The sequence below is a fragment of the Brevibacterium sp. CSND-B09 genome, assembly GCF_052906525.1.
In genome coordinates, this window is record NZ_JBREGI010000001.1 from 185,157 (window position 1) to 209,815 (window position 24,659).

Below are 24,659 nucleotides of genomic sequence, written 5' to 3' on the forward strand. Positions count from 1 at the left end.
GAGACTTCCGAGCCCCTGACCGGCGCGTCGTCAAAGTGACAGCGCGGATGCCCGGTGCACAGCCTGTCTTCGCGTAGCATTGAAGAATGTCGAGTCCACAACAGAGATTGCCCCGTGACCAGCGCCGCGACCAATTAGTGGGAGTCGCACGCTCCGTTTTCGCCACCCGTGGATATCGGACGACCTCAATGGACATGATCGCCGAGGCAGCCGGTGTGTCCAAGCCTGTGCTCTATCAGCACTTCGATTCGAAGCAGGACCTCTATCTGGCGCTCATCGATTCCTCGGCGGCGCTGCTCGACTCTCGGCTCGCCGAAGCTCTGGGATCGACGACAGATCCGCATGAGCAGGTCCACGCGACCTATCGCGCGTATTTCGACTTCGTGGTCTCACACCGCGAAGAGTTCGTCATCATCTTCAATTCGGACGTCTACGAGCCGAAAGCCGAACAGAAGCTGCGCGCGCTGCGGGAGAGTTCGGCTACACGGGTCGTGTCGGCGCTGAAGAACTTCGCCCGCCTCAGCGACGATGAGGCACAGCTGCTGTGCCGGGCTCTCATCGGCACCGCCGAGGTCGTCGTCAAGCAGATCGACTCTCAGCGCGGTGTCGACGTCGACACAGCCGTCGAACTGCTCACCCAGATGAGCTGGGGCGGACTGCGGTCGTTCGCAGATCGCTGACGTTCCACCGGCCGCTCAGCCTTCAGCAGAATCCATGGGGAAGAAACCCAAGTCTGCGGACGTTAAGCTGAACACAGTCCAATCCGTCATCGATCACCGAGCATCGGCACAAGGAGCACCATGGAAATCAAGATCGGCGTCAAGCAGACTCAGCGCGAGATCACCCTCGAAACGGACGAGGATGCGAAGGCTCTCGCCGCCCGCGTCGAAGAGAAGATCCAGTCCGATGGACTGCTGACCTTCACCGATACGAAGGGCCGTCAGGTCTACGTCCCCTCCGCTTCGCTCGGCTACCTCGAAATCGGTGCCGAGACTTCACGTCGCGTAGGTTTCAGCGCCTGAGCTGCGCCTGAGCGGAAGGGCCCCGGTCGCAACGACTGGGGCCCTTTTCGCGTTCGCGGCGGAACCATGCGTCCCTCGCAGGATCCGCAGGTTCGTGCTGCAGACGCGGAATCGTGCTCCGCTGCCGGTGCAGGCGCCTATAGTGTGATCAGGCGACGAGACCGAGCGCCGACATCCGCTTCGAGTGATTCGACGTCACCGCCGGGATCAGCTCGACGACGAGATCTTCGTCGAGGCCGAGGAACGGATCGGTGAGCAGACTGCGTGCCCGTCCCAGGGTCTCGGCCACGAGCTTGCGGCCCCACAGGGCCAGCCGCGAGGCCAGCTGTGTGTCGACAGCCACTTCGGAGGTCAGACGATTGCGCGCATATTCGCTGGCACGTGTATCATCGAGAATTGCAATAGCCAGGCTGTATCCGGGCTCCGCGAGTTCGTCCACCGCCGTGCGGTAGAAATCATTCATGATTCCGTCGAAGACGAATCCCTTCATGAGGCTTTCGTACCAGTCGCGAGGACGAGTCCTTTCAGCCAGAGTGCTGAAGGTCGGTTCGAAATGCTGACAGAGCTCGATCACATCCTGGCCCATCTGATCGATGTGCTGTGAGAGCTGTTCGAAGTTCGCGAATGACTGAGAGGCCAGCCGCGCCAGGATGACCTTGTCATCCAGATCCGCTGCGGTCGTCGCGTTTGTGGCCATACGTTCGAAACCGGTCAGCTCGCCGAACGCCAGAAGTGCGAGCGTTGCAGCATCATTACCGGCCAATGGGACAGAATCGGGCATAGTTCAAGACTACCGGTTCGCACCATGACAAGCGCGTACGCGCTAAAAGGAGTTTGGAATATGGCGGAGACAGAAGCGGATTTCGCGGAGCTGGGAGTCGCCGGACCGATCGTGGCCTCACTGGCCTCGGCAGGAATCACCCACCCCTTCCCCATTCAGGCGCTGACACTGCCCGTGGCACTGTCGGGAGCCGACATCATCGGGCAGGCGAAGACGGGCACCGGAAAGACCCTGGGATTCGGAATCCCCCTGCTCCAGCGTGTCGTCGGCAAAACCGAGGACTCGTCGGTCACCTCCGACCCCGATTCGACTCCCGACAGCGTGGGCGATGCCAAGGAGCCGCGGCTGCCGCAGGCCCTCGTGGTCGTTCCCACCCGTGAGCTGGCCAAGCAGGTCGCGGCCGATCTCGTCACCGCCTCGGTGCAGCGTGACATCGACATCATGACCATCTACGGCGGCATGGACTTCGATCCGCAGATCAACCGGCTCAAATCCGGCGTCGACGTCGTCGTCGGCACCCCCGGCCGCCTCCTCGATCTCTACGGTCGCAAGATCCTCAAGCTCCACCGCGTCCGCACCGTCGTCCTCGACGAAGCCGATGAGATGCTCGACCTCGGCTTCCTGCCCGACGTCGAGAAGATCATCAACGCGGTGCCCGCCCACCGGCAGACGATGCTGTTCTCCGCGACAATGCCGGGGGCGGTCATCACCCTCGCCCGCCGCTACATGAACCAGCCCACCCACATCCGCGCCCAGGACCATGAGGACCTGTCGCTGACGGGCAAGAACACCACACAGTTCGTCTACCGCGCCCATTCGATGGACAAATCCGAGCTCGTCGCCCGCATGCTCCAGGCCGAGGGTCGTGGTCGCACGATCATCTTCACCCGCACCAAGCGCACCGCCGACAAGCTCGCAGCCGAACTCGAGGATCGCGGTTTCGCAGTCAAGGCGCTCCACGGCGATCTCGGTCAGTCACAGCGTGAGAAGGCTCTGAAGTCCTTCCGCGACGGAAAGGTCGACGTGCTCGTGGCCACGGATGTCGCGGCCCGCGGAATCGACATCGACGATGTCACCCACGTCGTGAACTACCAGTGCCCCGAGGACGAGAAGACCTACGTCCATCGCATCGGACGCACCGGTCGAGCCGGCAACTCCGGTGTCGCCATGACCCTGGTCGACTGGGATGACATGCCCCGCTGGCGTCTCATCAACAAGGCCCTCGGCCTCGACTTCGATGAACCCGCCGAAACCTATTCGACCTCGCCCCACTTCTTCTCCGAGCTCGGCATCCCGAAGGGCACCAAGGGCCGACTGCCGCGCCAGCACCCCGAAAGCGAGGACGAGAAGTCCTCCGGTGAGCGCCAGCCCCGTGAGTCTGATCGTCGCTGTTCCGGCCGTGGCCGTTCGGATTCTCGCCGAGGCGGCTCATCCGACCGTCGTGACGCCTCGTCCGCATCCGGCGAGGAGAGCCGCAAACCGCGCCGCCAGCGCAGCCGTCGCCGCACCCGCGGCGGCAAGCCGGTCAACCGCGCGCAGGGCGGCCAGGCGGGTCAGGGCGGTCACCCGGCCACCGACTCCAGCGAGGACTGACCTCTCCGCTGGCGAGACCTATTCTCCGTACCGTCTGCACGAAGGGCCCCGACCACTCGGTCGGGGCCCTTCGTGCATCCTGTATTCGACTCGAGCCCTGATCCCGTTCGATTCTGTGACCGATGATGTTCGCACGCTTCATCATCCATCACGCGCATGCGCTGCGTCCGCCGAATCCTCGGCCGATCTCAACCGCCGGATGAAGGCTGGCGCAGATCGGAGCCGGGCTCAGCCCTGGATGTAGTCGACGCCCCCCGGCCGTGATGCCGCACGCTCGAGCAGCTTCGCGAGCATATGGTCGGAGGTGACGTGCTCGCCGAGGCGGTTGGGTTTGCCCGTGCCGTGATAGTCGCTGGAGCCGGTGACGATGAGGTCGTGCTCATGCGCCAGACGTCGCATCGCCTCTCGCTCCTGCGGAGGGTTGTCCCTATGGTCGACCTCGAGTCCGTCGAGACCGGCGGCGATGAATTCGGTCATCGCCGAATCGGGCACGACCCGACCGCGCATGGCTGCGCGCGGATGGGCGAAGACCGAGACTCCCCCGGCCTCCCGAATCAGCCCGATCGCGGTGATCGGATCGATCGTCGGCAGGGACACATGATATTTTCCCTGGCTGGACAGAATCGACGAGAACGCTTCGGTGCGGGACTCGACGACGCCGGCCGCGACCAGCGCATCGGCGATATGCGGACGTCCGATCGTGGCGTCCTCTCCCGAGACGGAGAGCACCGCATCCATGTCGATCGGATAGTCTTCGGCCAATCGTTCGATGATGAGGTGGGTGCGATCGAGTCTCGCCCGCCTGGTCTCCTGCACGACCTCGGCCAGCCCCGTATCGTACGGGTCGTGGAGGTAGGAGAGCAGGTGCACGCTGATCCCCTCGTAGCGGCAGGAGATCTCCATTCCCCTCACCAGGCCGAGCCCGTAGACGCGGGCGGCATCTTCGGCAAGGGTCCAACCTGCAGTGGTGTCGTGATCGGTGAGTCCGACGACGTCGATGCCCTCCATCGAGGCTTCTGAGATGAGTTCGGACGGGGTCTGGGTCCCGTCCGAAAATGCGGTGTGCACGTGGAGATCGATGACCATGGTCACAGTCTATCTGCATCTGTCGTTCCGACTTCCACGTGTACACACCATGTCACTCCGCCCGTCTAGACTGGCGGCATGACAGAGCACAACTCAGATACCCCAGACTCGACTCAGGACCTCGCAGACCGCGTCAACAACCGCTCGCATCGCCCGAATTCCGCCGCCTTCCGCGACTTCGTCGCCTCCGGTTGGGATCGCACTCCCCTCAACGCCGAGGCTCTCGCCGCCGCCGGTTTCACCCCTGCCCGTCGGGACGCGGTCTCGGCGGCATTTCCCGGCGAACGGCTGGTCGTTCCCGCCGGCGGACTCAAGGTCCGCTCGAACGACACCGATTATCGCTTCCGCGCTCATTCCGCGTTCATCCACCTCACGGGTCTGGAAACCGACTCCGAACCCGACGCCGTGCTCGTCTTCGAACCCGAGGGCGACGGCCACGATGTGACGCTGTACTTCCGTCCCCGCGCCGGTGCCGAGACGGAGGAGTTCTTCTCCGATTCCCGCTACGGAGAGTACTGGGTCGGACCGCGTGCTGATCTCGAAGCGATGTCCACCATGACCGGCATCGCAACTGAGAGCTCCGCCACTGTCGATGACGCCATCACGAAGGATCTCGGGGCCATCTCCGTGCGCCTCGTCCGACAGGCCGACGCCCGCATCGACGGAGTCATCGACCTGGCTCGCAGCCAGGTCCAGGCCGATCTCGAGACATCCGAGGCAGGCGACGCCGAACTGGCCCAGCTGCTCTCCGAGCTGCGCCTGATCAAGGACGACCACGAGATCGCGCAGCTGCGCGAAGCCGTCGCCATCACCCGCGCCGGTTTCGACAACGTGGTGGCAGCGCTGCCGAAGGCACTCGGACACCGTCGTGGTGAGCGTGTCGTCGAGACCGCGTTCGAGACCGCCGCTCGCTCCGACGGCAACGGGGTCGGCTACGACACGATCGCCGCCTCGGGCAACAATGCCTGCACCCTGCACTGGATCCGCAATGACGGTCAGGTCCGGGACGGTGACCTCATCCTCGTCGATGCCGGAGCCGAAGCCGATTCGCTCTACACCGCGGACATCACCCGCACCCTGCCCGTTTCGGGCACCTTCACTCCGGTGCAGGCGAAGATCTACGATGCCGTGCTCGAAGCCTCCGATGCCGCGTTCGCTGTGGCCGCAGATCACCCCAACCGTCCTGTGAATTTCCGTGAGGTCCACGAGGCGGCCATGGAGGTCATCGCGAAGCGTCTCGAAGAGTTCGGTGTGCTGCCGGTCTCCGCTGCCGTTTCGCTGTCACCGGAAGGACAGCAGCACCGTCGATGGATGGTCCACGGCACCAGTCATCACCTCGGCCTCGACGTCCATGATTGTGCGCAGGCGAGAGCGGAGATGTACTTGGACGCGACCATCGAACCGGGAATGGTCTTCACCATTGAACCCGGACTGTACTTCAAGTCAGACGACCTGCTCCTGCCCGAGGAGTTCCGCGGCAACGGTGTCCGCATCGAGGACGACGTCCTCGTCACCGCCGACGGAGTGGAGAATCTCTCGGCCGACTTCCCCCGCACCCGCGCCGAGATCGAGGCCTGGGTGCAGAGCCGAGCCCAGGACCGCTGATGACCTCGGATACCGCACGCGGTTCGGGCTCCGAGGCACGACCCGGCCCGTTCCGCGGGCGCGGAGTCCTCGAGATCCCCGGTATCCGCCTCGGCCATGCCGGTGAGTTCACCGACAGCCGGCTGACCGGGATCACCACCGTGCTGCCACCGATCGGTTCGACCATCGGCGTCGATGTCCGCGGGGGCGGTCCCGCCACCCGTGAGACCGATGTCATCGCAACGGGAACACATTCCTATGGTGCCGATGCCATCGTCCTCACCGGCGGATCCGCATTCGGGCTGGGTGCCGTCTCCGGAGTCGTCGATACCCTCGCCGAGGCGGGACTCGGATTCCCTGCTCCCGGACTTGCCGATGCGGTCATTCCGCTCGTTCCTGCCGCCGCGATCTTCGACCTCGGCCGCGGAAACGGTTCCGTGGCACCGCCGAGACCGGACGAAGGCGCCGAGGCGACACGAGCGGCGCTGTCCGGACGGACGGACGACGTCCGAGGCAGCATCGGGGCAGGCATCGGAGCCCGGTCCGGATTCCAGAGTGTGCGCGGAGGGCTCGGATCCTATGCCGTCGGGCTCCCCAGCGGAACCATGGTCGCGGCGCTCGTCGTGGCGAATTCGCTGGGAACGATCGGCACGCCGTCGGGCGGTCTGTGGTTGGACCCGCTGCTGCGCTCGATCGGCCTCGATCTGCCGAAGGTGCTGAGTCTCCCCGACTCGGCAGCGCCGGTCCCGGGGACTGCTGCGAAGAACACGACGATTGCGATCGTCGCAACCGATGCACGCCTCGACTCGGCACAGACCACGCGGATGGCATCGGGTGCGCACGCGGGCATCTCCCGAGCTGTGCGGCCCTCGCACACCCTCTTCGACGGCGACACGGTCTTCGGCATCGCCACCGGAGCGCAGGATCTGCCCTCCGATCGTGACGCCGCCACCCGAGAGCTCGTGATGATCTCCGCGGCGGCAGCCGATGCGCTGAGCTTGGCGATCCTCGACGCCCACGCTTCGGCGACACCCGTCGACAGCTCGTGGGGGCAGCCGCCGACGCTGAGCGAGATCGCACCGGATTTCGCCTCGGAGTTCAACGCTCTCTGATCACGGAGACGGGGCCCGCCGTTCGGCGGGCCCCGCTCCTCTCAGTTCTCCGCAGCTTCCAAGCGCCATCATCCGACAGCCGCACGAAGCTGCAGCTCCTTCTTCAGCTGTCAGTCGTTGCGAGCCGACTGAGCCTCTTCGGAGTCGAGACCCTTCGGGTCTCGGACTTCCTTCTTCTGCTGAGTATCGAAGCCATCCTGACGCAGCAGCTTCTGCGATTCGGTCTTCGCCGCGGCCTCATCCTCGACCACGGTGAACCGGACCGACTCGGTGAAGTCACGACCGTAGCGGTCGGTTCCGGTCACCTCGGCGGTGTGGGTGCCCAGGTCGAGGTTCGAGGGGATCTCGGTCCGCCACAGGTGCGAGCTCGACTGGCCCACATTGCCGGAGGTGCGCAGATTCTGAGATGCCGTGTACGGATCGGTGTACTCCCAGCCCTTGGCCAGAGCTTCGCCCTTGCCCGGCTGAGTGTGCTCGGACTGCTTCGGTGCTTTGCCGTCGAAGCTGACCTCCACTCGTGCGTCCGAGGTGCCGGCGAGGAAGCTCGAGGTCAGCCAGGTCTCGCCCTGCTTGAGGTCCTCGCGGGTGACGACGCGTTCGGAGATCTCCTTCGGAGCGGTGCCCTTCTTGTCCGCGTCTTGCCATTCCTGGGCTTTCTGCGCCCAGTCGCGCCACTCGGGCGAGTTCACGCCGAGCAGCAGCTGGTGGTCGTCGGATTCGTTGCGCACGGTGTAGCGTTCGCTGCGCGAAGCACCGTCGTATTCGAGGGTGAGCACGCCCGGTTCCGAAGCGTCCTGAGTGAATGAGTACGGCAGCCCGTCGGCGTTGAGGCCGCCGGAGTACCAGTCGCCGGAGACGGCACCGGCGACGATCTGCGTGTTCGGCAGCTTCTCGATCCCGGCTGCAGCCCATTCCTTCCTCGTCTCGCCTGCGACGAGGTTCTCCTGAGTGTGAGTGTGTCCGCCGACGGTCACGGCGTTCGGGTAGTCGGAGATGACGTCGTAGAAGTCCTTCGCGTTGTCGACGACGACCTCTTTGTGCGTGAGAATGGGCGCGTGGGTGGCGACGACGACCTGTGCGTTCTTCGGCACGTTCTTCAGATCGTTCTCCAGCCAAGTCAGTTGATCCTGACTGATCTTCTCCTTGTACTTCTTCTTGTTCGCCTTGCCCTCGTATTCGATGCTGTCGAGGACGACGAAGTGGGTTTTGCCGACGTCGTAGGAGAAGTAAGAGGGTCCGAACTGGTCACGGAAGGTGTCGAGGGCGTGAGCGTCGTCGACCGCGTCGTAGTCCTGGTCATGGTTGCCCGGGGCCACGCGCACGGGTCCGTTCATCTGGGAGTAGATATCGCGCAGTTCATCGTTGAGACTGAGGTCGTCACCGACGTTGTCCCCGAGCAGCAGCACTCCGCAGGCCCCATAATCACTGCGATCAGCAAGGTCACCGACGGCTCCGTCGCGGGCGTAGCCCATCTCTGTCTTGTCATAGGCCTGGGTGTCGGAGGCGATCGGGCAGTTCTGCTCGCCCTTTGCCGAGGCCTTCGACTCGACCATCGGGAAGTTCACGGCCTTCGGCGTGTCCCCTGTCGGTTCGATGCCGCCGTATTCGAGATCACCGGACCCTTCGGGCAGGTGGTTGTAGCTGAACTGTGCGACCTTGTCCTCATCGACGGGAACCTGCCAGCCGGACGGCTGAGTGATGGAAACGGTCATGTTGTCCCGCACGGGCAGCTCGTAGCGGCCCTCGCCGTCGGTCTGGACGACGTCGACGCCGTTGGACACCGCGACTCCGGCCACTCCCTTCTCGTCGCCGTCGAGCTTCGAGTTCTCGTTCACGTCATCGAAGACCTGACCGGTGAACTTCTTCGGGTCGGCGGCCTTGCCGCGGTCGACCTGGACGTGGCCCTCGTAGAGTTCAGCCGGTGCGTCCGCGGCCGTCGCCGAGGTCGGCGAGAGAAGCGGAGCGAAGAGCGAGAGCGCGGCACAGGCTCCCAAGCCTGCGGCAGCGGTGCGCGGGCGGATTCGTCGTGTCTGCATGGATTTCTCCTGTATTCGACTATGGCGGGTTCTGCCGAGAAATGACCCTAGGGAGACGGGGCGACATCGAGATGAAGCAGACAGGACGGCTTGATGAATAGGAAAAGTGGGCGAGTGGAACCCGACGCCCACTGCGTTCACCGCCCGCGAATGTGATCTCGATTCAATTCGTGGAGGCGATCACTGAAAACTCCATGCACCACGTAGTCTGAGAACATGAGTGGTCCACCGAAAAGAGTCTTCGTCGCCCGACTCGTCTCCGCCCCCGTGTTCGACCCTCTCGGCGATCAGGTCGGCCGTGTCCGTGACGCCGTCGTCGTCTATCGTGCGACGATGCGGCAGTTCCCGCGAGTCATCGGCCTCGTCGTCGAAGTGCCGGGCCGTCGCCGAGTATTCGTGCCGATGGGCCGGGTCACCGCGATCGACTCCGGCCAGGTCATCACGACCGGCCTGGTGAATATGCGCCGCTTCGAACAGCGCGAATCCGAGACCCTGGTGATGAATGACCTGCTCGACCGACGGTTGCGTCTGCGCGAAGACAACTCACCGGTGCTCGTCGAGGACGTCGGCATCGAACAGCAGGTGAACAAGGACTGGGAGGTCACCAGGCTGTTCGTGCGTCGTGTGCCCGAACGCAGCGCCTTCGCCGCGTTCCGCCGCCGCGGCGAGACCAAGCAGATCGACTGGACGGATGCCGACCATCCTGTGGATTCCGAGGTCGATCAGGAAGCCACTCAGCTCATCGCCGCCTATCAGGACACGAAGCCTGCCGACCTCGCCGATGTGCTCTTCGAGATGAACGCCGCTCGCCGCCTCCAGGTGGCCCGAGCCCTCGATGACGAACGCCTTGCCGATGTCGTCGAGGAGCTGCCGGCCGAGACCCAGATCGAGATCCTCACCGGACTCGAAACCGAACGAGCCGTGACCGTGCTCGAAGAGATGGCTCCAGACGATGCGGCAGACCTCCTCGGCGAGCTCAGCGATGAACAGGCCGAACGATTCCTGACTCTGATGGAACCGGATGAGGCCGAAGATGTGCGTACGCTTCTGGCGTACGACGATGACACAGCCGGCGGTCTGATGACGACCGAACCGGTCATCCTCACCCCGGAAGCCACTGTCGCCGAGGCGCTGGCCCATGTCCGGCGGGAAGACCTGCCTGCGGCGCTGGCTGCCGCGGTCTTCGTCTGCAGGCAGCCGGTAGAGACCCCGACTGGCAAGTATCTGGGTCTCGTCCACATCCAGGAGATGCTGCGCCATCCGCCGCACGAGGCCGTGGGCATCATGCTCGACACCGAGGTCGAACCGCTGTCGCCGGAGACTCCGCTCGGCGAGGTGGCGAAGCTGCTGGCCGCGTACAATCTGGTGTCGGTGCCGATCACCGACGACAACGATCGCCTCGTCGGTGTGGTCACCGTCGATGACGTCCTCGACGAGCTGTTGCCCGAGGACTGGCGAACCACCGGTCGAGACGATCGCAGCAGGGGGTAGATATGGCCGTCGATGATTTCGAGATCCCGCGGTCGAGCAAGCGCCGACTGCCGAGCTTCACCGTCTCCCCCGAGACCTTCGGACGCGGAGCCGAGGCCTTCGCTCGGTTCATGGGCACTCCCGCGTTCCTCGTCGGGATGACGGTGTTCTGTGCGGTGTGGCTGCTGTGGAATACCCTGCTGCCGGAATCGTGGCAGTTCGACCCGCGATCGCTCAACTTCACCCTGTTGACCCTCATCCTGTCCCTTCAGGCCTCCTATGCCGCGCCGTTGATCCTGCTCGCGGAGAACCGCAGCACCGACCGGGACCGCGTCGAGTTCGAACACGATCGGCAGCGCGCCGAACGCAACCTGGCCGACACCGAGTACCTCGCACGAGAGGTGGCGGCGCTGCGCATCGCCATGCGCGAGGTCGCCACTCGTGACTTCATCCGCTCCGAGCTCAAGGATCTGCTCAAGGAGCTCGAGGAGGAGAGACAGGACGAAAACGGGACCGACAAGGTCGATCCCCGGGCCTCCGAAAAGCGCCGAGGCGGCCCTCGAGGCGGATGACGAGACGACCGCCGAAGCGGTAGTGTTGAGGGCCCGGGAGCACTGTTCCGGGAAGGAAAGGACGTGGGCATGACTGGTCCCTCTGAGGACGCCGTGAGAGAGGCGCTGACCGGGGTCATCGACCCTGAGATCCGCCGCAGCATCGTCGAACTCGATATGGTCGAGTCGATCGTGATCGAAGGCGGCAAGGTCACCGTCACAGTTCTCCTCACGATCGCCGGGTGCCCGCTGAAGGACACGATCACCAAAGACACCAAGGCTGCGGTGGCCGGTGTCGACGGGGTCGCCGAGGTGGCTGTCGTTCTGGGCACGATGACCCCCGAACAGCGCAAGGAGATGAAGGAGAAGCTGCAGGGCTCCGGCACCCGCGATATCCCCTTCAATCGCCCGGAATCGCTGACGAAGGTCTATGCCATCGCGTCCGGAAAAGGCGGAGTCGGAAAGTCGTCGGTGACCGCGAACCTCGCCGTGTCCCTGGCGGACAAGGGCCTGCGTGTCGGCATCGTCGATGCCGATATCTACGGCTTCTCCATCCCCGGTATGCTCGGTCTCTCCGGCAAGCCGACCCGAGTCGATGAGATGATCCTGCCCCAGGTCGCCCATGACGTGAAGGTGATGAGCATCGGCATGTTCGTCCCGCCGAGCCAGGCCGTCGTCTGGCGCGGTCCCATGCTCCATCGCGCTCTGCAGCAGTTTCTCACCGATGTGTTCTGGGGCGACCTCGACGTGCTGCTGCTGGATCTGCCTCCCGGCACAGGTGATATTGCGATCTCCGTGGCTCAGCTGCTGCCCGGATCCGAGCTCCTCGTCGTCACCACACCGCAGTCGGCGGCCGCCCAAGTCGCCGAACGTGCGGGATCCATCGCCACACAGACGAAGCAGACGTTGGCAGGAGTCATCGAGAACATGTCATGGATGGAGATGCCCGACGGCACTCGGATGGAGGTGTTCGGCTCCGGCGGAGGTGCCAGCGTGGCCGAGAACCTCGCCGCCGCCCTCGACCAGGAGGTTCCACTGCTCGCCCAGATCCCCTTGGACACTCGTCTGCGGGAAGGTTCGGACGCGGGTACCCCGGTCGTGCTCGGCGGTCCAGATTCGCCTGCGGCGAGGGCTTTCGACACCCTTGCGGAGTCGCTGCGGCGACGCAGTCGCGGCCTGTCCGGCAGGTCCTTGGGACTGAGCCCGGTCTGAGTCGGTGTCTCCTCTCTCCCCTCGCGATACCCTCGTCTACTCTGCCTTCGTCGGCCTCAGCGCTCTGACCACTCTCGTCCTCTTGGCCGGAGCTGTCGTCACTGCTCTTCGAGATGACCCCACCCCCGGACGGCCGGTGGAATCCGCGCAGCGAACGATCGCCGCCGAGAACCGGGACGCTCTCTCCGCAGTGCTGCGCAGCTACGCGCTCGTCTCAGACGAACGCACGCCGCGACTGGACGTCCACACCTTCGGTCTGCCCACGGCCGCCTCGTTGAATGCGGCGATCGAAGAACATGTGCTGTCTCTCATCGACGGTTCCGGAGGCTTCGCCGACCGCGCTGCCTTCGACCCCGTTCAGACAGCCCCTGTCCACAGGTGGCCGGCGACGGCTTTCACACCAGCCCAGACCAGCATCGATGACGCTCCTGCGTCTCGAGTCGACCCGCGTGCTGTGGACATCAGCACTCGGGTGTTGGCAAGCGGCGGGAAATTCGTCGTGACCGCAATCGATGTTCAGTCGCCGCATCCGCAGACAAGGCTGCTGCTGACCGATCTCGCCCACGACAGCACAGTCAATGCCCGCCGGCTCTTCGCCGCACCGGTCGACCCGGCCGCCGTCGGAGCCGATGACACCGGCACGCTGACGATCAATGACGATGCCGTCTCCGACACCGATCTGTCCTCCATCGGCGTCCGTGTCCAGAAGGCGCTGCACAGCAGTCTCGAACTGCCGCAGCCGTTTGATCTGCGCTCCCCCGACTTCTCCTGCGCGCTGCTGCCCTGTGTGGCGCTGACCTATGACGACGGTCCCGGAGAGGCGAAGACCGAACAGACGATCCTCGACGCAGCCGATGAGGCGAACATCCGTCTGACCTACTTCTTCCTCGGGAAGAACACGGTTGCCTTCCCCGAAGTGGCCGAGCGCATCATCTCCGCCGGCCATGAAGTCGACGATCACACGTTTTCGCATGTCCAGATGGACAAGACCTCCTCGGCGACGATCCGCAGAGAGCTCGACCGGACGGACAGATCACTGCGATCGGTCGGAGTGAAGGACGAACCTCTCGTCCGTCCCCCGTACGGTGCCCTCGACAAACGCGCAGCACATGCTCTGGGTGGCCCTGCGATCATATGGGACGTCGATACCGGAGATTGGCAGCACAGAGATGCGAAGAAGACGGTCCGACGTGTGCAGTCTCTGACCAGGCCCGGATCAATCGTGCTCATGCATTCCATTCATCCGTCGACCGCGAAGGCGGCTCGGGAGGTGTTCTCGGCCGTGGCGGACAAGGGCCTCTACGCAGTGACCGTGCGCGAGCTCTTCTCCGGGATCGAATGGAAGAAGGGCGGGTCGTACTTCTGCCGCGGCTACGGCGATGAGCTGTGCTCGAATCCCGAACATCCCGCGGTGATGAAGAACTGAGCCACTGACGCTTGCACGGAGGTGGGAATGCAACATTCCCAACAGACGCCGTCGGCCCCAACCCCAGGTGGGTTCCGGGGGCGGCTCAGGTGGCTTCGGGGTCGAACGGTGCCGCAGCGGAACGGTCGCGCTGGTCGATCTGAGCTTGGAACCGTTCGATGGGTGATTTCTCCCGGGTAGGGGTCGCCCCGGTGTCGGTCTCAGTGGACAGGGCAGCACCGGAGGACTCAGCGGATGACAATTCTTCAGAGGCCCGTTCCTGACGTTTGGACTCGCGGATGGCTGCATCCTCTTCGACGAGTGCCTCACGTACGATGCGGCGGGGATCGTACTGGCGCGGATCGAGCTTCTGCCAGTCCACGTCCTTGAAGTCGTCGCCGAAATCGCGTCGGACGCTGTCTTTCGCGCCTTCGGCCATGCGACGCATCTGCCGCACGAAGTCCCGCAGCTTCTGAGCGTATTCGGGTAGGCGTTTGGGTCCGATGACGACCAACGCCACAACGACCAGAATCACCATTTCGGTGCCGTTGATACCGAACATGGTCTCAAGTCTACCGTGGACGGCGGTAGCATCGACTCATGGTCAGCTCAGGTTCGACATCCCGCTGCCGGGAGGTGCAGTGGACGAGATAGCAGTCGAACGGGTGCTGCGCATCATCGAACTCGTACCCGCCGCACGCGTCGTCGCCTACGGGACAGTCGGCGCCGTTGCCGACTGCTCACCCCGCTATGTCGGACGGGTGATGAGGGAATTCGGATCGAACGTCACTTGGTGGCGAGTCGTCAACGCGGCCGGGATCCTGCCGCCCGAGATCTTCGCCCGCGCCCGCATCCACTGGGAAGAGGAGGGCACACCGCATTCAAATGAGCGGGTCGAACGCGCGGCATTCCTCGAAGTCGATGAACTCGATCGACTGTGGCGCAACCAAGGAATCGACCCCGATTGCAGTTAGACTTGGGAGAACTCAGCACCAGAAGGGAGGGGCCGGTTGGCACGCGAAAATGCAGGTGATCTCACCTTCTCGGAACAGTACAACGGTCCCGATCCGCTGCTCGACGCCGCTCGCACCCACTCTCATGAGTTCGGGATCGCACCGGTGTCGCAGACCACGGCGAGGACGCTGACGCTGCTGGCCCGACTGCTCACACCGGTCGCGGCCGTCGAGGTCGGCACCGGTGTGGGAACGTCGACGCTGTCACTTCTGCGCGGGATGCCGACCGCCGGGATACTGACGTCGATCGACACGAATTCGACGACCCAGAGCGCAGCTCGTGACCTCGCCGACATGGCAGGAATCCGGCCGGGGCGATTGCGTCTGATGAGCGGTCGAGCCGAAGAGGTGCTCAAACGTCTCGCGCCTTCGGCCTATGACATGGTCTTCATCGACGTGGAGCCGGGCAGCCTTGAGAGGATGATCCAACCCTCTCTCCGCCTGCTCGATGCCCAGGGCCTGCTGGTCATCCACAAGACTCTGCTCAAGGGCGCCGTCGCCGATCCCGTCGATCGCAGTCCCCGGACTCAGGCGGCACGGAGCATGCTCAACCGCATCGCCGAACAGGAGCACCTCGAACGGGTTCTGCTGCCCATCGGAGAAGGGCTGCTGCTGCTGCAGAAGACCCGGTGAATGCAACAACAGCAGAGACTTACAGGTAAGTCTCTGCTGTTCGTGCGTCTCCGTCCGGCCGTGTTCTGCGGCCGTCGGCTCAGAGCCCCAGCGTCTGGGCGAGAGTGTCGTGGAGTCCGGTGGCTTCATCTCTGCTGAGTTCGATCACCAGACGGCCTCCGCCTTCGACTGGAAGCCGCATCACCATGCTTCGGCCTTCTTCGGTCACTTCCAGAGGTCCGTCGCCGGTGCGGGGTTTCTGGGCTGCCATATGGGCTCTTCCTTCCGTTGTCATTCAAAGACGGTTCACACCAGGTGGACCGAATGATGTACCTACGATTATTCCATGATCCGCGCGTTCCCGGTAACTCTCCCGCCCAACGGACGGTGACGGGGGCAGATCAGCAGGCGATCACGGCGGCAGATCGGCCGGCGGAGTGAAGTGCCACAGGTAGGCGACCCATACGATCTGAAGCAGGATATAGGCCACCAGCATCGCGGCCCGATAGCCTCGTGAGCGCACCAGCGACAACGTCAGGGCCAGCGGGAACAACGGCAGCAGCAGACGCAGGGTGGAGGTCTGCGGATTGAAGAAGATGAGCAGATACAGGCCGTACCCGAGGCAGAACAGCTGCAGTGTCCGTCCCATATGCGCTCCCGCCGGGGAGAAGATCAACGCGAGCATTCCGGCGACGACGATGACGAGAAGCACCGGACCGAGCGGACCGATGAGGCTGATCGACCGAGCCACCCACTGGACGACGAACGTGGTCTCGCCGGTGTGCCAGGCCGCCTCGGTGTCGGTATAGGCCGTCAGCGATCCGGTTGCCCACCAGGCATGGACCGGGTGGATGAGGGCCGCTGCGCAGGAGAGCACACCCAGGGCCCAGGACCGGATCACCTCGCCGGTCGGATACGGATCGCTGCGGCGGCGGAGGAAGCGGTCGATGAGGTGGAAGAGCATGAAGAACGAGAACGCCACGCCGATCGGCCGCGACAGATCCATGAAGACGACGACCGGGATCGCCGTGAGATAGCGGCGTTCGACGACGAGGAACAGCGCCGACGCCTGCAGCAGGAGGGTCAGTGATTCGGCATAGCCGGTGGAGAAGATCGCGGCCGGTGGGAAGAACATCACGAGCGCTAGGCCCATCAGCGCCTGACCGGCATCGACGTACTTCCGGAAGAGGTGGAGGATGACGATCGAGGCCAGACCGGCCGCGATCGTGGACACGATCGGCGAGATGACTTCGTAGCTCAGCCCCGTGAGGTCGGCCAGAGTGGACACGATCGAGGGGTGCAGCGGATAAAACGCCCACTGGTTCTCCGCGACCGCTCCGGATTCGTCGACGGGCAGGATGCGGGGATAGCCCTCATCGGCGACGCGCCCGTACCAGCCGCCGTCCCAGAAGTTGAGGAAGTCATTGAGCGTCGTCGTCACAGGCGACGACGACCAGTTCGCCGGGTCCTGCCGTTTGAGGACTGCGGCGAAGATCGACATGCTCACGACGCGGGAGGCGAAGTACACTGCCACGGCCTGCAGCCACACGGGCAGAGCCATGAACAGTGCGCCGAGGCGGCTGAAACGGGAGGAGTCGAAGACTTCGGGGGCGAGGGTGATTCCGGGGAGGTCTGCGGGGCGGCTCATCGTGGTCCGGCAGCCGTTTCCGGTCCGTCAGGTGAGGTTGTCGGTCTGGTGGGCGATGCCGCCTCGGCGGGGGCGGCTGCGGTTTCGAGTTCGCTCAGGCGTGCCCGCAGCATCGCCATGGCCGCGTCGACGTCTTCCATCCGGTAGCCGCGCAGGGCGGGCCGGAACCGCACCGATTCCAGGTCCTTGACGGTGAACTCCGCCGGCAGCCCGGTCCAGCTCTCTTCGGCCTCGTCGACGGTTTCGGAGGAGAAGACGTTGAAGGTCGCTGCGACGACGAATACGAGGACGAAGACCGCAGCTGCGACACCGATGACAATCCACAGAGGCATGCCCCCATTTTCGCATAGGCGCCTGCACGGAAGGCTCAGCGCAGTCCGCGCACGGTGTGTCTCGGCGCCGCTTCGCCGGTGATCGCCACGGTCACGTCGATGGCGTCGGCAGTGGCCCTGACATCGTGGGTGCGGATCATCGCCGCTCCCTTCTCGACGGCCAGCGCGGTCGCGGCGATCGTTCCGTACAGCCGGTCCGACGGGGCGACCTCACCGATGGCCTCACCGACGAAATCCTTGCGTGAGATCGCCAGCAGCACCGGATAGCCGGTGGCGGCGAATCGGTCGAGTTCACGCAGCAGACGAAGCGAGTGGTACGTGTTCTTCCCGAAGTCGGGAGTGGGATCGATGATGATCCGGTCTTCGCGCACCCCTGCTGCACGCGCCGCCTCGGCGAGGTCGATGACGCCTGCCAAGGTGGAATCGACGACGTCACCGGCCTTTAGGCCATAGCGGTTGCGGTGGGCGTCGGTGCGCGGATCCAACCCCCCTGTGTGGGAGCAGACGATGCCGACATCATGTCGGGCGGCCACCTCGGCGAGCTTCGGGTCGATCCCGGCCCAGGTGTCGTTGAGCAGTCCCGCACCGGCCCTGCAGGCAGCCTCGGCCACTTCATGGCGCCAGGTGTCGACGCTGATGAGCACGTGCGGGTGGGACCTTGCGACTGCTTCGATGGTCGGGCACACGCGGTCGATCTCCTCGGCCACGGAGATCTCCCGTCCGCGGCCGGCGCGCACTCCCCCGATATCGACGATCTGAGCACCCGCCGAGGCGGCCGCCTCCACCGCCGTGATCGCCTCGTCGAGGGTGGCGGCGGATTCGTAGAACGAATCTGTGGTGCGGTTGATCACGGCCATGATCGCCGGGGTTCCGGGCCGAGCCCGGGCCAGATCGAACCGTTCGCCCTCCGGCACTGATGAGATGTCGCCCCTCATGGTCGACCGTTCGCAGGATTCGCCGCGGCCGAGTCCTGGCCGTGTCCCGGTCCGATCGCGGCGACGACTTCGTCGATGTCATCGGTGAGGGTGAACATGTTCAGGTCTGTTTCGCTGATCGTCCCTGCGGCCAGCAGGGTGTTCTGCATCCAGTCGACGAGCCCGCGCCAGTAGTCGGTCCCGAAAAGCACGATCGGGAATGAGGTGATCTTGCCGGTCTGGACCATGGTGAAGGCTTCGAACAGCTCGTCCAGAGTGCCCAGGCCTCCGGGCATGACGACGAATCCGCGCGAGTATTTGAGGAACATGGTCTTGCGGACGAAGAAGTAGCGGAAGTTCACGCCGAGTTCGACATGCTGGTTGAGTCCGGTCTCGAAGGGCAGCTCGATGCCCAGCCCGATGGACACTCCCCCGCCCTCGCAGGCACCGAGGTTGCCGGCCTCCATGATTCCGGGTCCCCCGCCGGTGATGATCGCATTACCGTTCTCGGCGATGCGGCGAGCGATCTCGCGGGTGTCCGCATAGGCCTGGGTGCCGGCTTTCAGACGGGCTGAGCCGAAGATGGACACTGCCGGTCCGATCTCGGCCAGCGAGCCGAATCCTTCGACGAACTCGGCTTGGATGCGCATGACACGCCACGGGTCCTCATGCACCCAGTCGGTGCCCGACTTCGATTCGAGGAGGCGCTGGTCCGTCGTCGTCGCCGGCACCTGGTCACCGCTCAGCCTCAGCGGGCCCTTGCTGTAGAAGCCCGGGTCACCTGTTGGGTCGTCTCCCCGGTCGCCTGTCTGATCGTCGGCGGAAAGGCGCCCGGGAGCACTCGAAAGCTCGCCATCGACGTCGTCTGTCGCTCTGGTCATCTCGTTCACCGGCCCTGAAGGTAGCTGCGCAGAGTTGCGGTGGCCTGTTCCACCTCGGTGACTCTCACATGCTCGTCCGACTTATGGGCGTACAGAGGGTTGCCGGGACCGAAATTCACCGCCGGAACGCCGAGGGCGCTGAACCTGGACACATCCGTCCAGCCGAGCTTCGGTGCCGGGGACAGACCGAGGGTGTCGATGAAGTCCTGGGCGATCGCCCGGTCGAGTCCGGGGCGGGCCCCCTCGGCGGCATCGGTGACGACGACGTCGAATCCGGTGAAGAGCTCGCGCAGGAAGGATTCCGCCTCGGCGGCCGACTTGCTCGGAGCGAAGCGGTAGTTCACGGACACCACGCACTCGTCGGGCACGACGTTGCCGGCGACTCCCCCGCGGATGTTCACGGCGGACAGGGATTCGCGGTAGTCGAGCCCATCGACCGTGACGGTGCCCGTCTCGAATTCGGCGAGCCGGGTGAGGATCTCGGCGGCAGCATGGATGGCGTTGACACCCATGAAAGCACGGGCCGAGTGGGCCCGGACTCCGGTGGTGGTGACGTCGACGCGGATGGTTCCGTTGCAGCCGCCTTCGACGGAGGCGTTCGAGGGTTCGCCGAGGATCGCGAAGTCACCGGCCAGCCAATCGGGATGGCTGCGAGAGACGCGGCCGAGTCCGTTGAGTGAGGCATCGACCTCCTCATGGTCGTAGAAGACCCAAGTGACATCGCGGTTCGGACTGGTCAGCGCGGCCGCGGTGGACAGCTGCATCGCCACTCCGGCCTTCATATCGCAGGCACCCCGCCCCCAGATGACCTCATCATCGGGGTAGTCGTCTCCGGACATGTGGGTGCGTACGGGCGGAAGGTTGTCTTCGACGGGAACGGTGTCGAGGTGGCCGGCGACGACGATGCGCTCGGCCAGCCCCAGGTTCGTGCGAGCGATGACGGTGTCTCCGTCGCGGAGGATCTCCAGGTCCGGTCCCGGACCCGCGCTGATCCTCTCCAGCACAGCGACGACGGCATCGGCGAGGACGGTTTCGTTCCCGGACACGGATTCGATGGCGCACAGTCGGCCGGTGAGTTCGGCCGGGTCACCCACCGCGGCGAACAGGTACTCGCCGAGGTCGCCGACGGGCGCGAATATGGCATCAGTCTCAGCAGATGGATCGACAGTCATGTCTCTTAGCCTAGTACGGCGCCACCGTCTAGGCTTGAGGCATGACAGAACGCATCGTTTCCGCACGTGGACTCGCCACGATCCATTCCGACACCGTCCTCTCCGTCTGGTACCCGGTACTGAGCACCGGCGATACCCACGACACCGCCGAGGCGGCCGCCACCGCTCGCGCCGCCGACGACGGTCTCGACGCCCTGGAGGGCACCGATGAGGCTCGCGGCACCCGCTCAGAGGTCGTCACCACCACGATCGATCTCGACGCCGGTCCCGCCTCGGCGGCCGACGCCTACCTGCGTCTGCACGCATTGTCCCACCGCGTCGTGACCCCCAACGACGTCAACCTCGACGGAATCTTCGGCCATATCGCCAATGTCGTGTGGACCTCCTTCGGCGCCTGCTCCCCCGAGGACTTCGAGGCCACTCGCGCCAAGCTCCTCGCCCGCGGCCCTGTTGCCGTGTACGGGCTCGACAAGTTCCCGCGGATGACGGACTTCGTCATCCCCTCCGGCGTGCGCATCGCCGACGCCGACCGTGTCCGCCTCGGCGCTCACCTTGCTCCCGGCACCACCGTCATGCACGAAGGCTTCGTGAACTTCAATGCCGGGACGCTCGGTTCGGCCATGGTCGAAGGCCGCATCTCCCAGGGCGTCGTCGTCGGAGACGGCTCGGATATCGGCGGCGGAGCCTCAATCATGGGTACGCTCTCCGGCGGCGGCACGCACCGCATCTCCATCGGCTCGGGCAGCCTCCTCGGCGCGAACGCCGGTGTCGGCATCTCCATCGGCGATGACTGCATCGTCGAAGCCGGTCTCTACATCACTGCAGGCACTCGCGTGACGGTCCCTGGCGAAGACGATGCCGTGGTCAAGGCCGCCGAGCTCAGCGGGAAGAACAACATCCTTTTCCGCCGCAATTCGGTCACCGGCACCGTCGAGGCGATCGCTCGCGACTCAAAGGGCATCGAGCTCAACCCCGACCTCCACTGAGTCAGCCTCCGGCGACCGGCGAAACGGGTCTCATCGACCGACCTGCCGTTCGCTGGAAAGATGAGGGCACCTTGTTGACGGTGAGGCGGAAGCCGAATCGCCTGCGAAGAGCAGCCAAGGGCGCGTTCACATCATGTGGACGCGCCCTCAGCGCATTCACTCCTCCGATAACGCGCCCCATCGCTGCAGTCCTAGCGAACACGCACGCATCTGCCTCGCCTGCGAGCATGCATCCACCATGGCTCGTCGCAAATCACTCCGCTTGAGGCAAAACATCTCGCGCGTGCCATAACGCCCCGTTCCTGCAGGAGGTTGTGGCACCAACGGTGACGCATGCCCAAGCACGTGTAGGAGAAGCCACCACCGGCGCATAGTGGCACTACCGGTGCGGGATGGCGAACGAAGGCCCACGCTGAGGACATGTTGGCGACGGGAGGCCTGCCGGAGAAATGCACCTGTGAAAAGGGCAGCGCGGAACAGCGCAGCCGGTGCGGGGGAAAGGGCAGCGGCGCGGGACGGACCTGGGCAGTTACGACTGTGCCGGGCAGGTGAATGCACAACGGCGCCGGGCAGACGAATCTGCTCCGACGCCGTTGCGTCCGCTGGGACTCAGCGTTCGCTGATGTCCTTGTAGTTCCGGTTGTATTCGCCCGTGTAGATCTGTCGGGGACGGCCGATCTTCGTCTCGGGGTCCTTGATCATCTCGCGCCACTGGGCGATCCAGCCGGGCAGGCGACCGACCGAGAAGAGCACGGTGAACATATTCGTCGGGAATCCGAGAGCCTTGTAGATGAGGCCCGTGTAGAAGTCGACGTTCGGGTAGAGCTTGCGCTCGACGAAGTAGTCGTCGGCCAGCGCGATCTCTTCGAGCTGCTGAGCCAGTTCGAGCAGCGGGTCGCCGCCGGACCGCGCGAGAACCTCGTCAGCCGTCTTCTTGATGATCTTCGCGCGCGGATCGTAGTTCTTGTACACGCGGTGACCGAAGCCCATGAGACGGACGCCGTCTTCCTTGTTCTTCACGCGTTCCATGAACTTCTTCGGTCCGTCATCGGAGGCCGCGATCTGCTCGAGCATCTCGAGCACTGCGGAGTTCGCGCCGCCGTGCAGCGGTCCGGCCAGGGCGTTGACGCCGGCCGAGATCGACTGGAACACGTTGGCCTGCGACGAGCCGACGAGGCGAACCGTCGAGGTCGAGCAGTTCTGCTCGTGATCGGCGTGGAGGATGAACAGCTGATCCATGGCCTTGACCGCCAGCGGATCCGGTTCGTATTCCTCAGCGGGAACGCCGAAGTTCACTCGCAGGAAGTTCTCCACGAGGCTCAGCGAGTTATCCGGGTGGATGACCGGCAGGCCCATGTTCTTCCGATGCGCAAGTGCCGCGATGGTCGGCATCTTCGCGAGCAGACGGAACGACGAGGTGTCGATCTGGTCTTCGTCAAAGACATCGAGGTCATCTTGGTAGAACGTCGACAAAGCCGCGACGGCAGCTGCAACCATAGGCATCGGATGAGCGTCGTACGGGAACGCTCGGAAGAAGCGCCGCAGGTCCTCGTGGACGATGGTGTGTCCGCGCAGGCGAGCGTCGAAGGCATCGTACTGTTCCTGAGTCGGCAGCTCACCGTAGATGAGGAGGTAGCAGACTTCGACGAAGTTCGACTGTTCCGCGAGCTGTTCGATCGGGTAACCGCGGTACTGCAGCTCACCGTTGTCACCATCGATGTAGGTGATGGACGACGAGGTGGTTGCAGTGTTGGCAAACCCTGGATCGTATGTGACCGCGCCGGTCTCTTTGAGCAGAGAACCGATACGGTATCCGTTGTTGCCCGCTGTTGCTGACACCTCGGGCAGTGTCAGCTCCGTATCAGCGATCCTGAGGTTCGCCTCCGAAGTCATTCGATCTCCTCACCGTTGACCGACCCCAAGAACTTCCTGAGGTGTTTTGCACAGTTCTTTCAAAGACTACCGACAACTGCGGGAATCAGAAAATCACTGCACGCTTCATTTACTGGCTGGTAATACGTCTGACCAGGGCAGATAACAGTTTTTCGCCCTGCATGAAGTCTTAGCAGGAACTTAGCGGACGCTCGGAAACCGTCGACTTCCTCGCACCGTGCCCCGCCCTCGTAATCATCTCGCGGCGGCCCGAAGACGCTCGGCCGCGGCTCGAATGCGTTCGTCGGTGGCGGTCAGCGCAATCCGCACATGGTCGGCAGCCGCCGCTCCGTAGAACTCTCCGGGACCCGCCACGATGCCGAGTTCGGCAAGGTCAGCCAGGGACTCCCAGCAGTTCTTGTCCGCGGTCGACCACAGGTAGAGACCAGCAGTCGAATGGTCGATGCGGAATCCGTACTCTTCGAGACCAGTTCGCAGCTGCTCGCGTCGTGACCGGTAGGTCTCCTTCTGCGCCAGCACGTGTTCGGTATCGCGGAGTCCGGCGACCATGGCTTCCTGAATCGGGAACGGCACGATCATTCCCGCGTGCTTGCGTGAGCGGGTGAGATCGGAGATGAGCTCGGCGTCACCGGCGACGAACGCCGCGCGGTAGCCGGCGAGGTTCGACTGCTTCGACATCGAGTACACACTCAGCACACCGGCATTCGACTCCCCCGCGGCTGCAAGTACGCTCGGCGCCGGCTCATCGGATTCCCAATTGAGCAGTCCGTAGCATTCGTCCGATGCGACGACGACTCCGGCGGCACGAGCACGGCGAACCACCTCGGCGATGGTGTCGACGTCGAGGACCTCACCGGTCGGGTTGCTCGGCGTGTTGATCCACAGCAGACCGACACCGTCCAATGACTCGCCGTCGACGATCTGCGCGGCGTCGAGACGGCGGCATTCGACACCAGCGATCGTCGCACCCATCTCGTAGGTCGGGTAGGCAGCGGAGGGACAGGCGACGGCCAGTCCTCGCTCGCGCAGTCCCAACAGGGTCGGCAGCCAGGCTACGAGCTCCTTCGAGCCCACAGTCGGCAGGATCTCCGTGGCGGGATCGAGCTGAACCGAGTGCCAGTTCTCGTACCACCAGGCGATGGCTTCACGAAGCTGTGCGGTTCCGGCGGTCGTCGGGTAGCCGTGCGCATCCCCTGCGTCCGACAGCGCACGCCGGATCACCTCGGGGGTGGGGTCGACCGGAGTGCCGATGGAGAGGTCACACACTCCGTCGGGATGCTCGGCGGCCCGGTTGCGGTATTCCGTGAGACGGTCCCAGGGGTAGTCCGGGAGGTTGAGTCCGAAGGCGTTCGTCAT

General features: G+C 64.5%; 24 protein-coding genes. 12 read left to right on the plus strand and 12 right to left on the minus strand.

Going from position 1 to position 24,659, the window contains the following annotated elements; all coding sequences use genetic code 11:
* Nucleotides 1–86: 86 nt before the first annotated feature.
* Complete coding sequence (locus ACU4IU_RS01005; protein ID WP_253903686.1) at nt 87–680, plus strand: TetR/AcrR family transcriptional regulator; 594 nt, start codon at nt 87–89, stop codon at nt 678–680.
* Between the two features lie 120 nt (nt 681–800).
* Complete coding sequence (locus ACU4IU_RS01010; protein ID WP_139466946.1) at nt 801–1,022, plus strand: DUF3107 domain-containing protein; 222 nt, start codon at nt 801–803, stop codon at nt 1,020–1,022.
* A 148-nt stretch (nt 1,023–1,170) separates the two neighbouring features.
* Here ACU4IU_RS01010 and ACU4IU_RS01015 read toward each other — a convergent pair whose 3' ends face one another.
* Nucleotides 1,171–1,803 carry a ferritin-like fold-containing protein gene (locus ACU4IU_RS01015; protein ID WP_039210607.1) on the minus strand — a complete coding sequence of 211 codons (633 nt, stop codon included), beginning with the start codon at nt 1,801–1,803 and terminating at the stop codon, nt 1,171–1,173.
* A 60-nt stretch (nt 1,804–1,863) separates the two neighbouring features.
* Here ACU4IU_RS01015 and ACU4IU_RS01020 point away from each other — a divergent pair, with 60 nt between their 5' ends.
* The gene (locus ACU4IU_RS01020; protein WP_446655679.1) at nt 1,864–3,396 is read left to right on the plus strand and encodes a DEAD/DEAH box helicase; all 1,533 of its coding nucleotides are present in this window, start codon (nt 1,864–1,866) and stop codon (nt 3,394–3,396) included.
* A gap of 228 nt (nt 3,397–3,624) precedes the next feature.
* Here the strand turns inward: ACU4IU_RS01020 and ACU4IU_RS01025 are convergent, their stop codons facing one another.
* Complete coding sequence (locus tag ACU4IU_RS01025; RefSeq protein WP_139466944.1) at nt 3,625–4,482, minus strand: PHP domain-containing protein; 858 nt, start codon at nt 4,480–4,482, stop codon at nt 3,625–3,627.
* A gap of 78 nt (nt 4,483–4,560) precedes the next feature.
* Between ACU4IU_RS01025 and ACU4IU_RS01030 the strand changes: the two genes are divergently transcribed.
* Together ACU4IU_RS01030 and ACU4IU_RS01035 are read left to right on the plus strand one after the other, a co-directional pair.
* Nucleotides 4,561–6,087: an aminopeptidase P family protein gene (locus ACU4IU_RS01030; RefSeq protein WP_446655680.1), complete on the plus strand. Its 1,527-nt coding sequence runs from the start codon at nt 4,561–4,563 to the stop codon at nt 6,085–6,087.
* Nucleotides 6,087–7,178, plus strand: a complete 1,092-nt coding sequence (locus ACU4IU_RS01035; protein ID WP_446655681.1) for a P1 family peptidase — start codon at nt 6,087–6,089, stop codon at nt 7,176–7,178. Before ACU4IU_RS01030 ends, ACU4IU_RS01035 begins: the two co-directional genes overlap by 1 nt.
* Nucleotides 7,179–7,288: 110 nt before the next feature.
* On the opposite strand, the gene ACU4IU_RS01040 is transcribed toward ACU4IU_RS01035, so the two are convergent.
* The gene (locus ACU4IU_RS01040) at nt 7,289–9,214 is read right to left on the minus strand and encodes a calcineurin-like phosphoesterase C-terminal domain-containing protein (protein WP_172169129.1); all 1,926 of its coding nucleotides are present in this window, start codon (nt 9,212–9,214) and stop codon (nt 7,289–7,291) included.
* Nucleotides 9,215–9,430: 216 nt separating this feature from the next.
* On the opposite strand from ACU4IU_RS01040, the gene ACU4IU_RS01045 reads away from it, so the two are divergent.
* The 4 genes from ACU4IU_RS01045 (at nt 9,431) to ACU4IU_RS01060 (ending at nt 13,873) form a co-directional block, all read left to right on the plus strand.
* Nucleotides 9,431–10,705 (plus strand): magnesium transporter MgtE N-terminal domain-containing protein, encoded by a 1,275-nt coding sequence (locus ACU4IU_RS01045; protein WP_101544936.1) that lies wholly within the window; start codon nt 9,431–9,433, stop codon nt 10,703–10,705.
* 2 nt (nt 10,706–10,707) lie between these two features.
* Nucleotides 10,708–11,256 (plus strand): DUF1003 domain-containing protein, encoded by a 549-nt coding sequence (locus ACU4IU_RS01050; RefSeq protein WP_229663902.1) that lies wholly within the window; start codon nt 10,708–10,710, stop codon nt 11,254–11,256.
* A 69-nt stretch (nt 11,257–11,325) separates the two neighbouring features.
* Nucleotides 11,326–12,447, plus strand: coding sequence for an Mrp/NBP35 family ATP-binding protein (locus ACU4IU_RS01055; RefSeq protein WP_181270429.1), 1,122 nt, complete (start codon nt 11,326–11,328; stop codon nt 12,445–12,447).
* Nucleotides 12,448–12,451: 4 nt separating this feature from the next.
* Complete coding sequence (locus ACU4IU_RS01060; protein WP_139466939.1) at nt 12,452–13,873, plus strand: polysaccharide deacetylase family protein; 1,422 nt, start codon at nt 12,452–12,454, stop codon at nt 13,871–13,873.
* Between the two features lie 85 nt (nt 13,874–13,958).
* Here the strand turns inward: ACU4IU_RS01060 and ACU4IU_RS01065 are convergent, their stop codons facing one another.
* Nucleotides 13,959–14,414, minus strand: coding sequence for a twin-arginine translocase TatA/TatE family subunit (locus tag ACU4IU_RS01065; RefSeq protein ID WP_139466938.1), 456 nt, complete (start codon nt 14,412–14,414; stop codon nt 13,959–13,961).
* Between the two features lie 79 nt (nt 14,415–14,493).
* On the opposite strand from ACU4IU_RS01065, the gene ACU4IU_RS01070 reads away from it, so the two are divergent.
* A complete protein-coding gene (locus ACU4IU_RS01070; protein WP_446655682.1) occupies nt 14,494–14,826 on the plus strand; it encodes an MGMT family protein in 333 nt (110 codons plus the stop codon).
* 36 nt (nt 14,827–14,862) lie between these two features.
* Nucleotides 14,863–15,498, plus strand: coding sequence for an O-methyltransferase (locus ACU4IU_RS01075; RefSeq protein ID WP_139466936.1), 636 nt, complete (start codon nt 14,863–14,865; stop codon nt 15,496–15,498).
* 79 nt (nt 15,499–15,577) lie between these two features.
* On the opposite strand, the gene ACU4IU_RS01080 is transcribed toward ACU4IU_RS01075, so the two are convergent.
* From ACU4IU_RS01080 to dapE, 6 genes are all read right to left on the minus strand, one after another.
* Nucleotides 15,578–15,748, minus strand: coding sequence for a DUF3117 domain-containing protein (locus ACU4IU_RS01080; RefSeq protein ID WP_064485784.1), 171 nt, complete (start codon nt 15,746–15,748; stop codon nt 15,578–15,580).
* 141 nt (nt 15,749–15,889) lie between these two features.
* Entirely contained in the window at nt 15,890–17,125 is a 1,236-nt protein-coding gene (locus ACU4IU_RS01085; RefSeq protein WP_139466935.1) for a hypothetical protein, read from the minus strand.
* Entirely contained in the window at nt 17,122–17,457 is a 336-nt protein-coding gene (locus ACU4IU_RS01090; RefSeq protein ID WP_139466934.1) for a DivIVA domain-containing protein, read from the minus strand. The genes ACU4IU_RS01085 and ACU4IU_RS01090 overlap by 4 nt, the downstream gene beginning before the upstream one ends.
* Before the next feature lie 35 nt (nt 17,458–17,492).
* On the minus strand, nt 17,493–18,392 hold the full coding sequence (folP, locus tag ACU4IU_RS01095; protein ID WP_216656715.1) for a dihydropteroate synthase: 900 nt from the start codon (nt 18,390–18,392) through the stop codon (nt 17,493–17,495).
* Nucleotides 18,389–19,252 carry an LOG family protein gene (locus tag ACU4IU_RS01100; RefSeq protein WP_172169112.1) on the minus strand — a complete coding sequence of 288 codons (864 nt, stop codon included), beginning with the start codon at nt 19,250–19,252 and terminating at the stop codon, nt 18,389–18,391. The genes folP and ACU4IU_RS01100 overlap by 4 nt, the downstream gene beginning before the upstream one ends.
* Before the next feature lie 5 nt (nt 19,253–19,257).
* Entirely contained in the window at nt 19,258–20,424 is a 1,167-nt protein-coding gene (dapE, locus tag ACU4IU_RS01105) for a succinyl-diaminopimelate desuccinylase (RefSeq protein WP_446655683.1), read from the minus strand.
* 41 nt (nt 20,425–20,465) lie between these two features.
* Between dapE and dapD the strand changes: the two genes are divergently transcribed.
* Nucleotides 20,466–21,410, plus strand: coding sequence for a 2,3,4,5-tetrahydropyridine-2,6-dicarboxylate N-succinyltransferase (dapD, locus tag ACU4IU_RS01110; RefSeq protein ID WP_139907645.1), 945 nt, complete (start codon nt 20,466–20,468; stop codon nt 21,408–21,410).
* Nucleotides 21,411–22,019: 609 nt separating this feature from the next.
* Here dapD and ACU4IU_RS01115 read toward each other — a convergent pair.
* Both ACU4IU_RS01115 and dapC read right to left on the minus strand, forming a co-directional pair.
* Entirely contained in the window at nt 22,020–23,303 is a 1,284-nt protein-coding gene (locus tag ACU4IU_RS01115; protein ID WP_101544913.1) for a citrate synthase, read from the minus strand.
* A gap of 234 nt (nt 23,304–23,537) precedes the next feature.
* Complete coding sequence (gene dapC, locus ACU4IU_RS01120; RefSeq protein WP_172169106.1) at nt 23,538–24,659, minus strand: succinyldiaminopimelate transaminase; 1,122 nt, start codon at nt 24,657–24,659, stop codon at nt 23,538–23,540.

Excerpts from the sequence above, each read along its gene's own strand:
- dapD (WP_139907645.1), top strand. The coding sequence starts at position 20,466 with ATGACAGAACGCATCGTTTCCGCACGTGGACTCGCCACGATCCATTCC.
- ACU4IU_RS01010 (WP_139466946.1), top strand. The coding sequence starts at position 801 with ATGGAAATCAAGATCGGCGTCAAGCAGACTCAGCGCGAGATCACCCTC.
- dapE (WP_446655683.1), bottom strand. The coding sequence starts at position 20,424 with ATGACTGTCGATCCATCTGCTGAGACTGATGCCATATTCGCGCCCGTC.
- ACU4IU_RS01015 (WP_039210607.1), bottom strand. The coding sequence starts at position 1,803 with ATGCCCGATTCTGTCCCATTGGCCGGTAATGATGCTGCAACGCTCGCA.
- ACU4IU_RS01090 (WP_139466934.1), bottom strand. The coding sequence starts at position 17,457 with ATGCCTCTGTGGATTGTCATCGGTGTCGCAGCTGCGGTCTTCGTCCTC.
- dapC (WP_172169106.1), bottom strand. The coding sequence starts at position 24,659 with ATGACGAACGCCTTCGGACTCAACCTCCCGGACTACCCCTGGGACCGT.
- ACU4IU_RS01050 (WP_229663902.1), top strand. The coding sequence starts at position 10,708 with ATGGCCGTCGATGATTTCGAGATCCCGCGGTCGAGCAAGCGCCGACTG.
- ACU4IU_RS01055 (WP_181270429.1), top strand. The coding sequence starts at position 11,326 with ATGACTGGTCCCTCTGAGGACGCCGTGAGAGAGGCGCTGACCGGGGTC.
- folP (WP_216656715.1), bottom strand. The coding sequence starts at position 18,392 with ATGAGGGGCGACATCTCATCAGTGCCGGAGGGCGAACGGTTCGATCTG.
- ACU4IU_RS01025 (WP_139466944.1), bottom strand. The coding sequence starts at position 4,482 with ATGGTCATCGATCTCCACGTGCACACCGCATTTTCGGACGGGACCCAG.
- ACU4IU_RS01065 (WP_139466938.1), bottom strand. The coding sequence starts at position 14,414 with ATGTTCGGTATCAACGGCACCGAAATGGTGATTCTGGTCGTTGTGGCG.
- ACU4IU_RS01030 (WP_446655680.1), top strand. The coding sequence starts at position 4,561 with ATGACAGAGCACAACTCAGATACCCCAGACTCGACTCAGGACCTCGCA.
- ACU4IU_RS01085 (WP_139466935.1), bottom strand. The coding sequence starts at position 17,125 with ATGAGCCGCCCCGCAGACCTCCCCGGAATCACCCTCGCCCCCGAAGTC.
- ACU4IU_RS01035 (WP_446655681.1), top strand. The coding sequence starts at position 6,087 with ATGACCTCGGATACCGCACGCGGTTCGGGCTCCGAGGCACGACCCGGC.
- ACU4IU_RS01020 (WP_446655679.1), top strand. The coding sequence starts at position 1,864 with ATGGCGGAGACAGAAGCGGATTTCGCGGAGCTGGGAGTCGCCGGACCG.
- ACU4IU_RS01005 (WP_253903686.1), top strand. The coding sequence starts at position 87 with ATGTCGAGTCCACAACAGAGATTGCCCCGTGACCAGCGCCGCGACCAA.
- ACU4IU_RS01040 (WP_172169129.1), bottom strand. The coding sequence starts at position 9,214 with ATGCAGACACGACGAATCCGCCCGCGCACCGCTGCCGCAGGCTTGGGA.
- ACU4IU_RS01100 (WP_172169112.1), bottom strand. The coding sequence starts at position 19,252 with ATGACCAGAGCGACAGACGACGTCGATGGCGAGCTTTCGAGTGCTCCC.
- ACU4IU_RS01115 (WP_101544913.1), bottom strand. The coding sequence starts at position 23,303 with ATGACTTCGGAGGCGAACCTCAGGATCGCTGATACGGAGCTGACACTG.
- ACU4IU_RS01045 (WP_101544936.1), top strand. The coding sequence starts at position 9,431 with ATGAGTGGTCCACCGAAAAGAGTCTTCGTCGCCCGACTCGTCTCCGCC.
- ACU4IU_RS01080 (WP_064485784.1), bottom strand. The coding sequence starts at position 15,748 with ATGGCAGCCCAGAAACCCCGCACCGGCGACGGACCTCTGGAAGTGACC.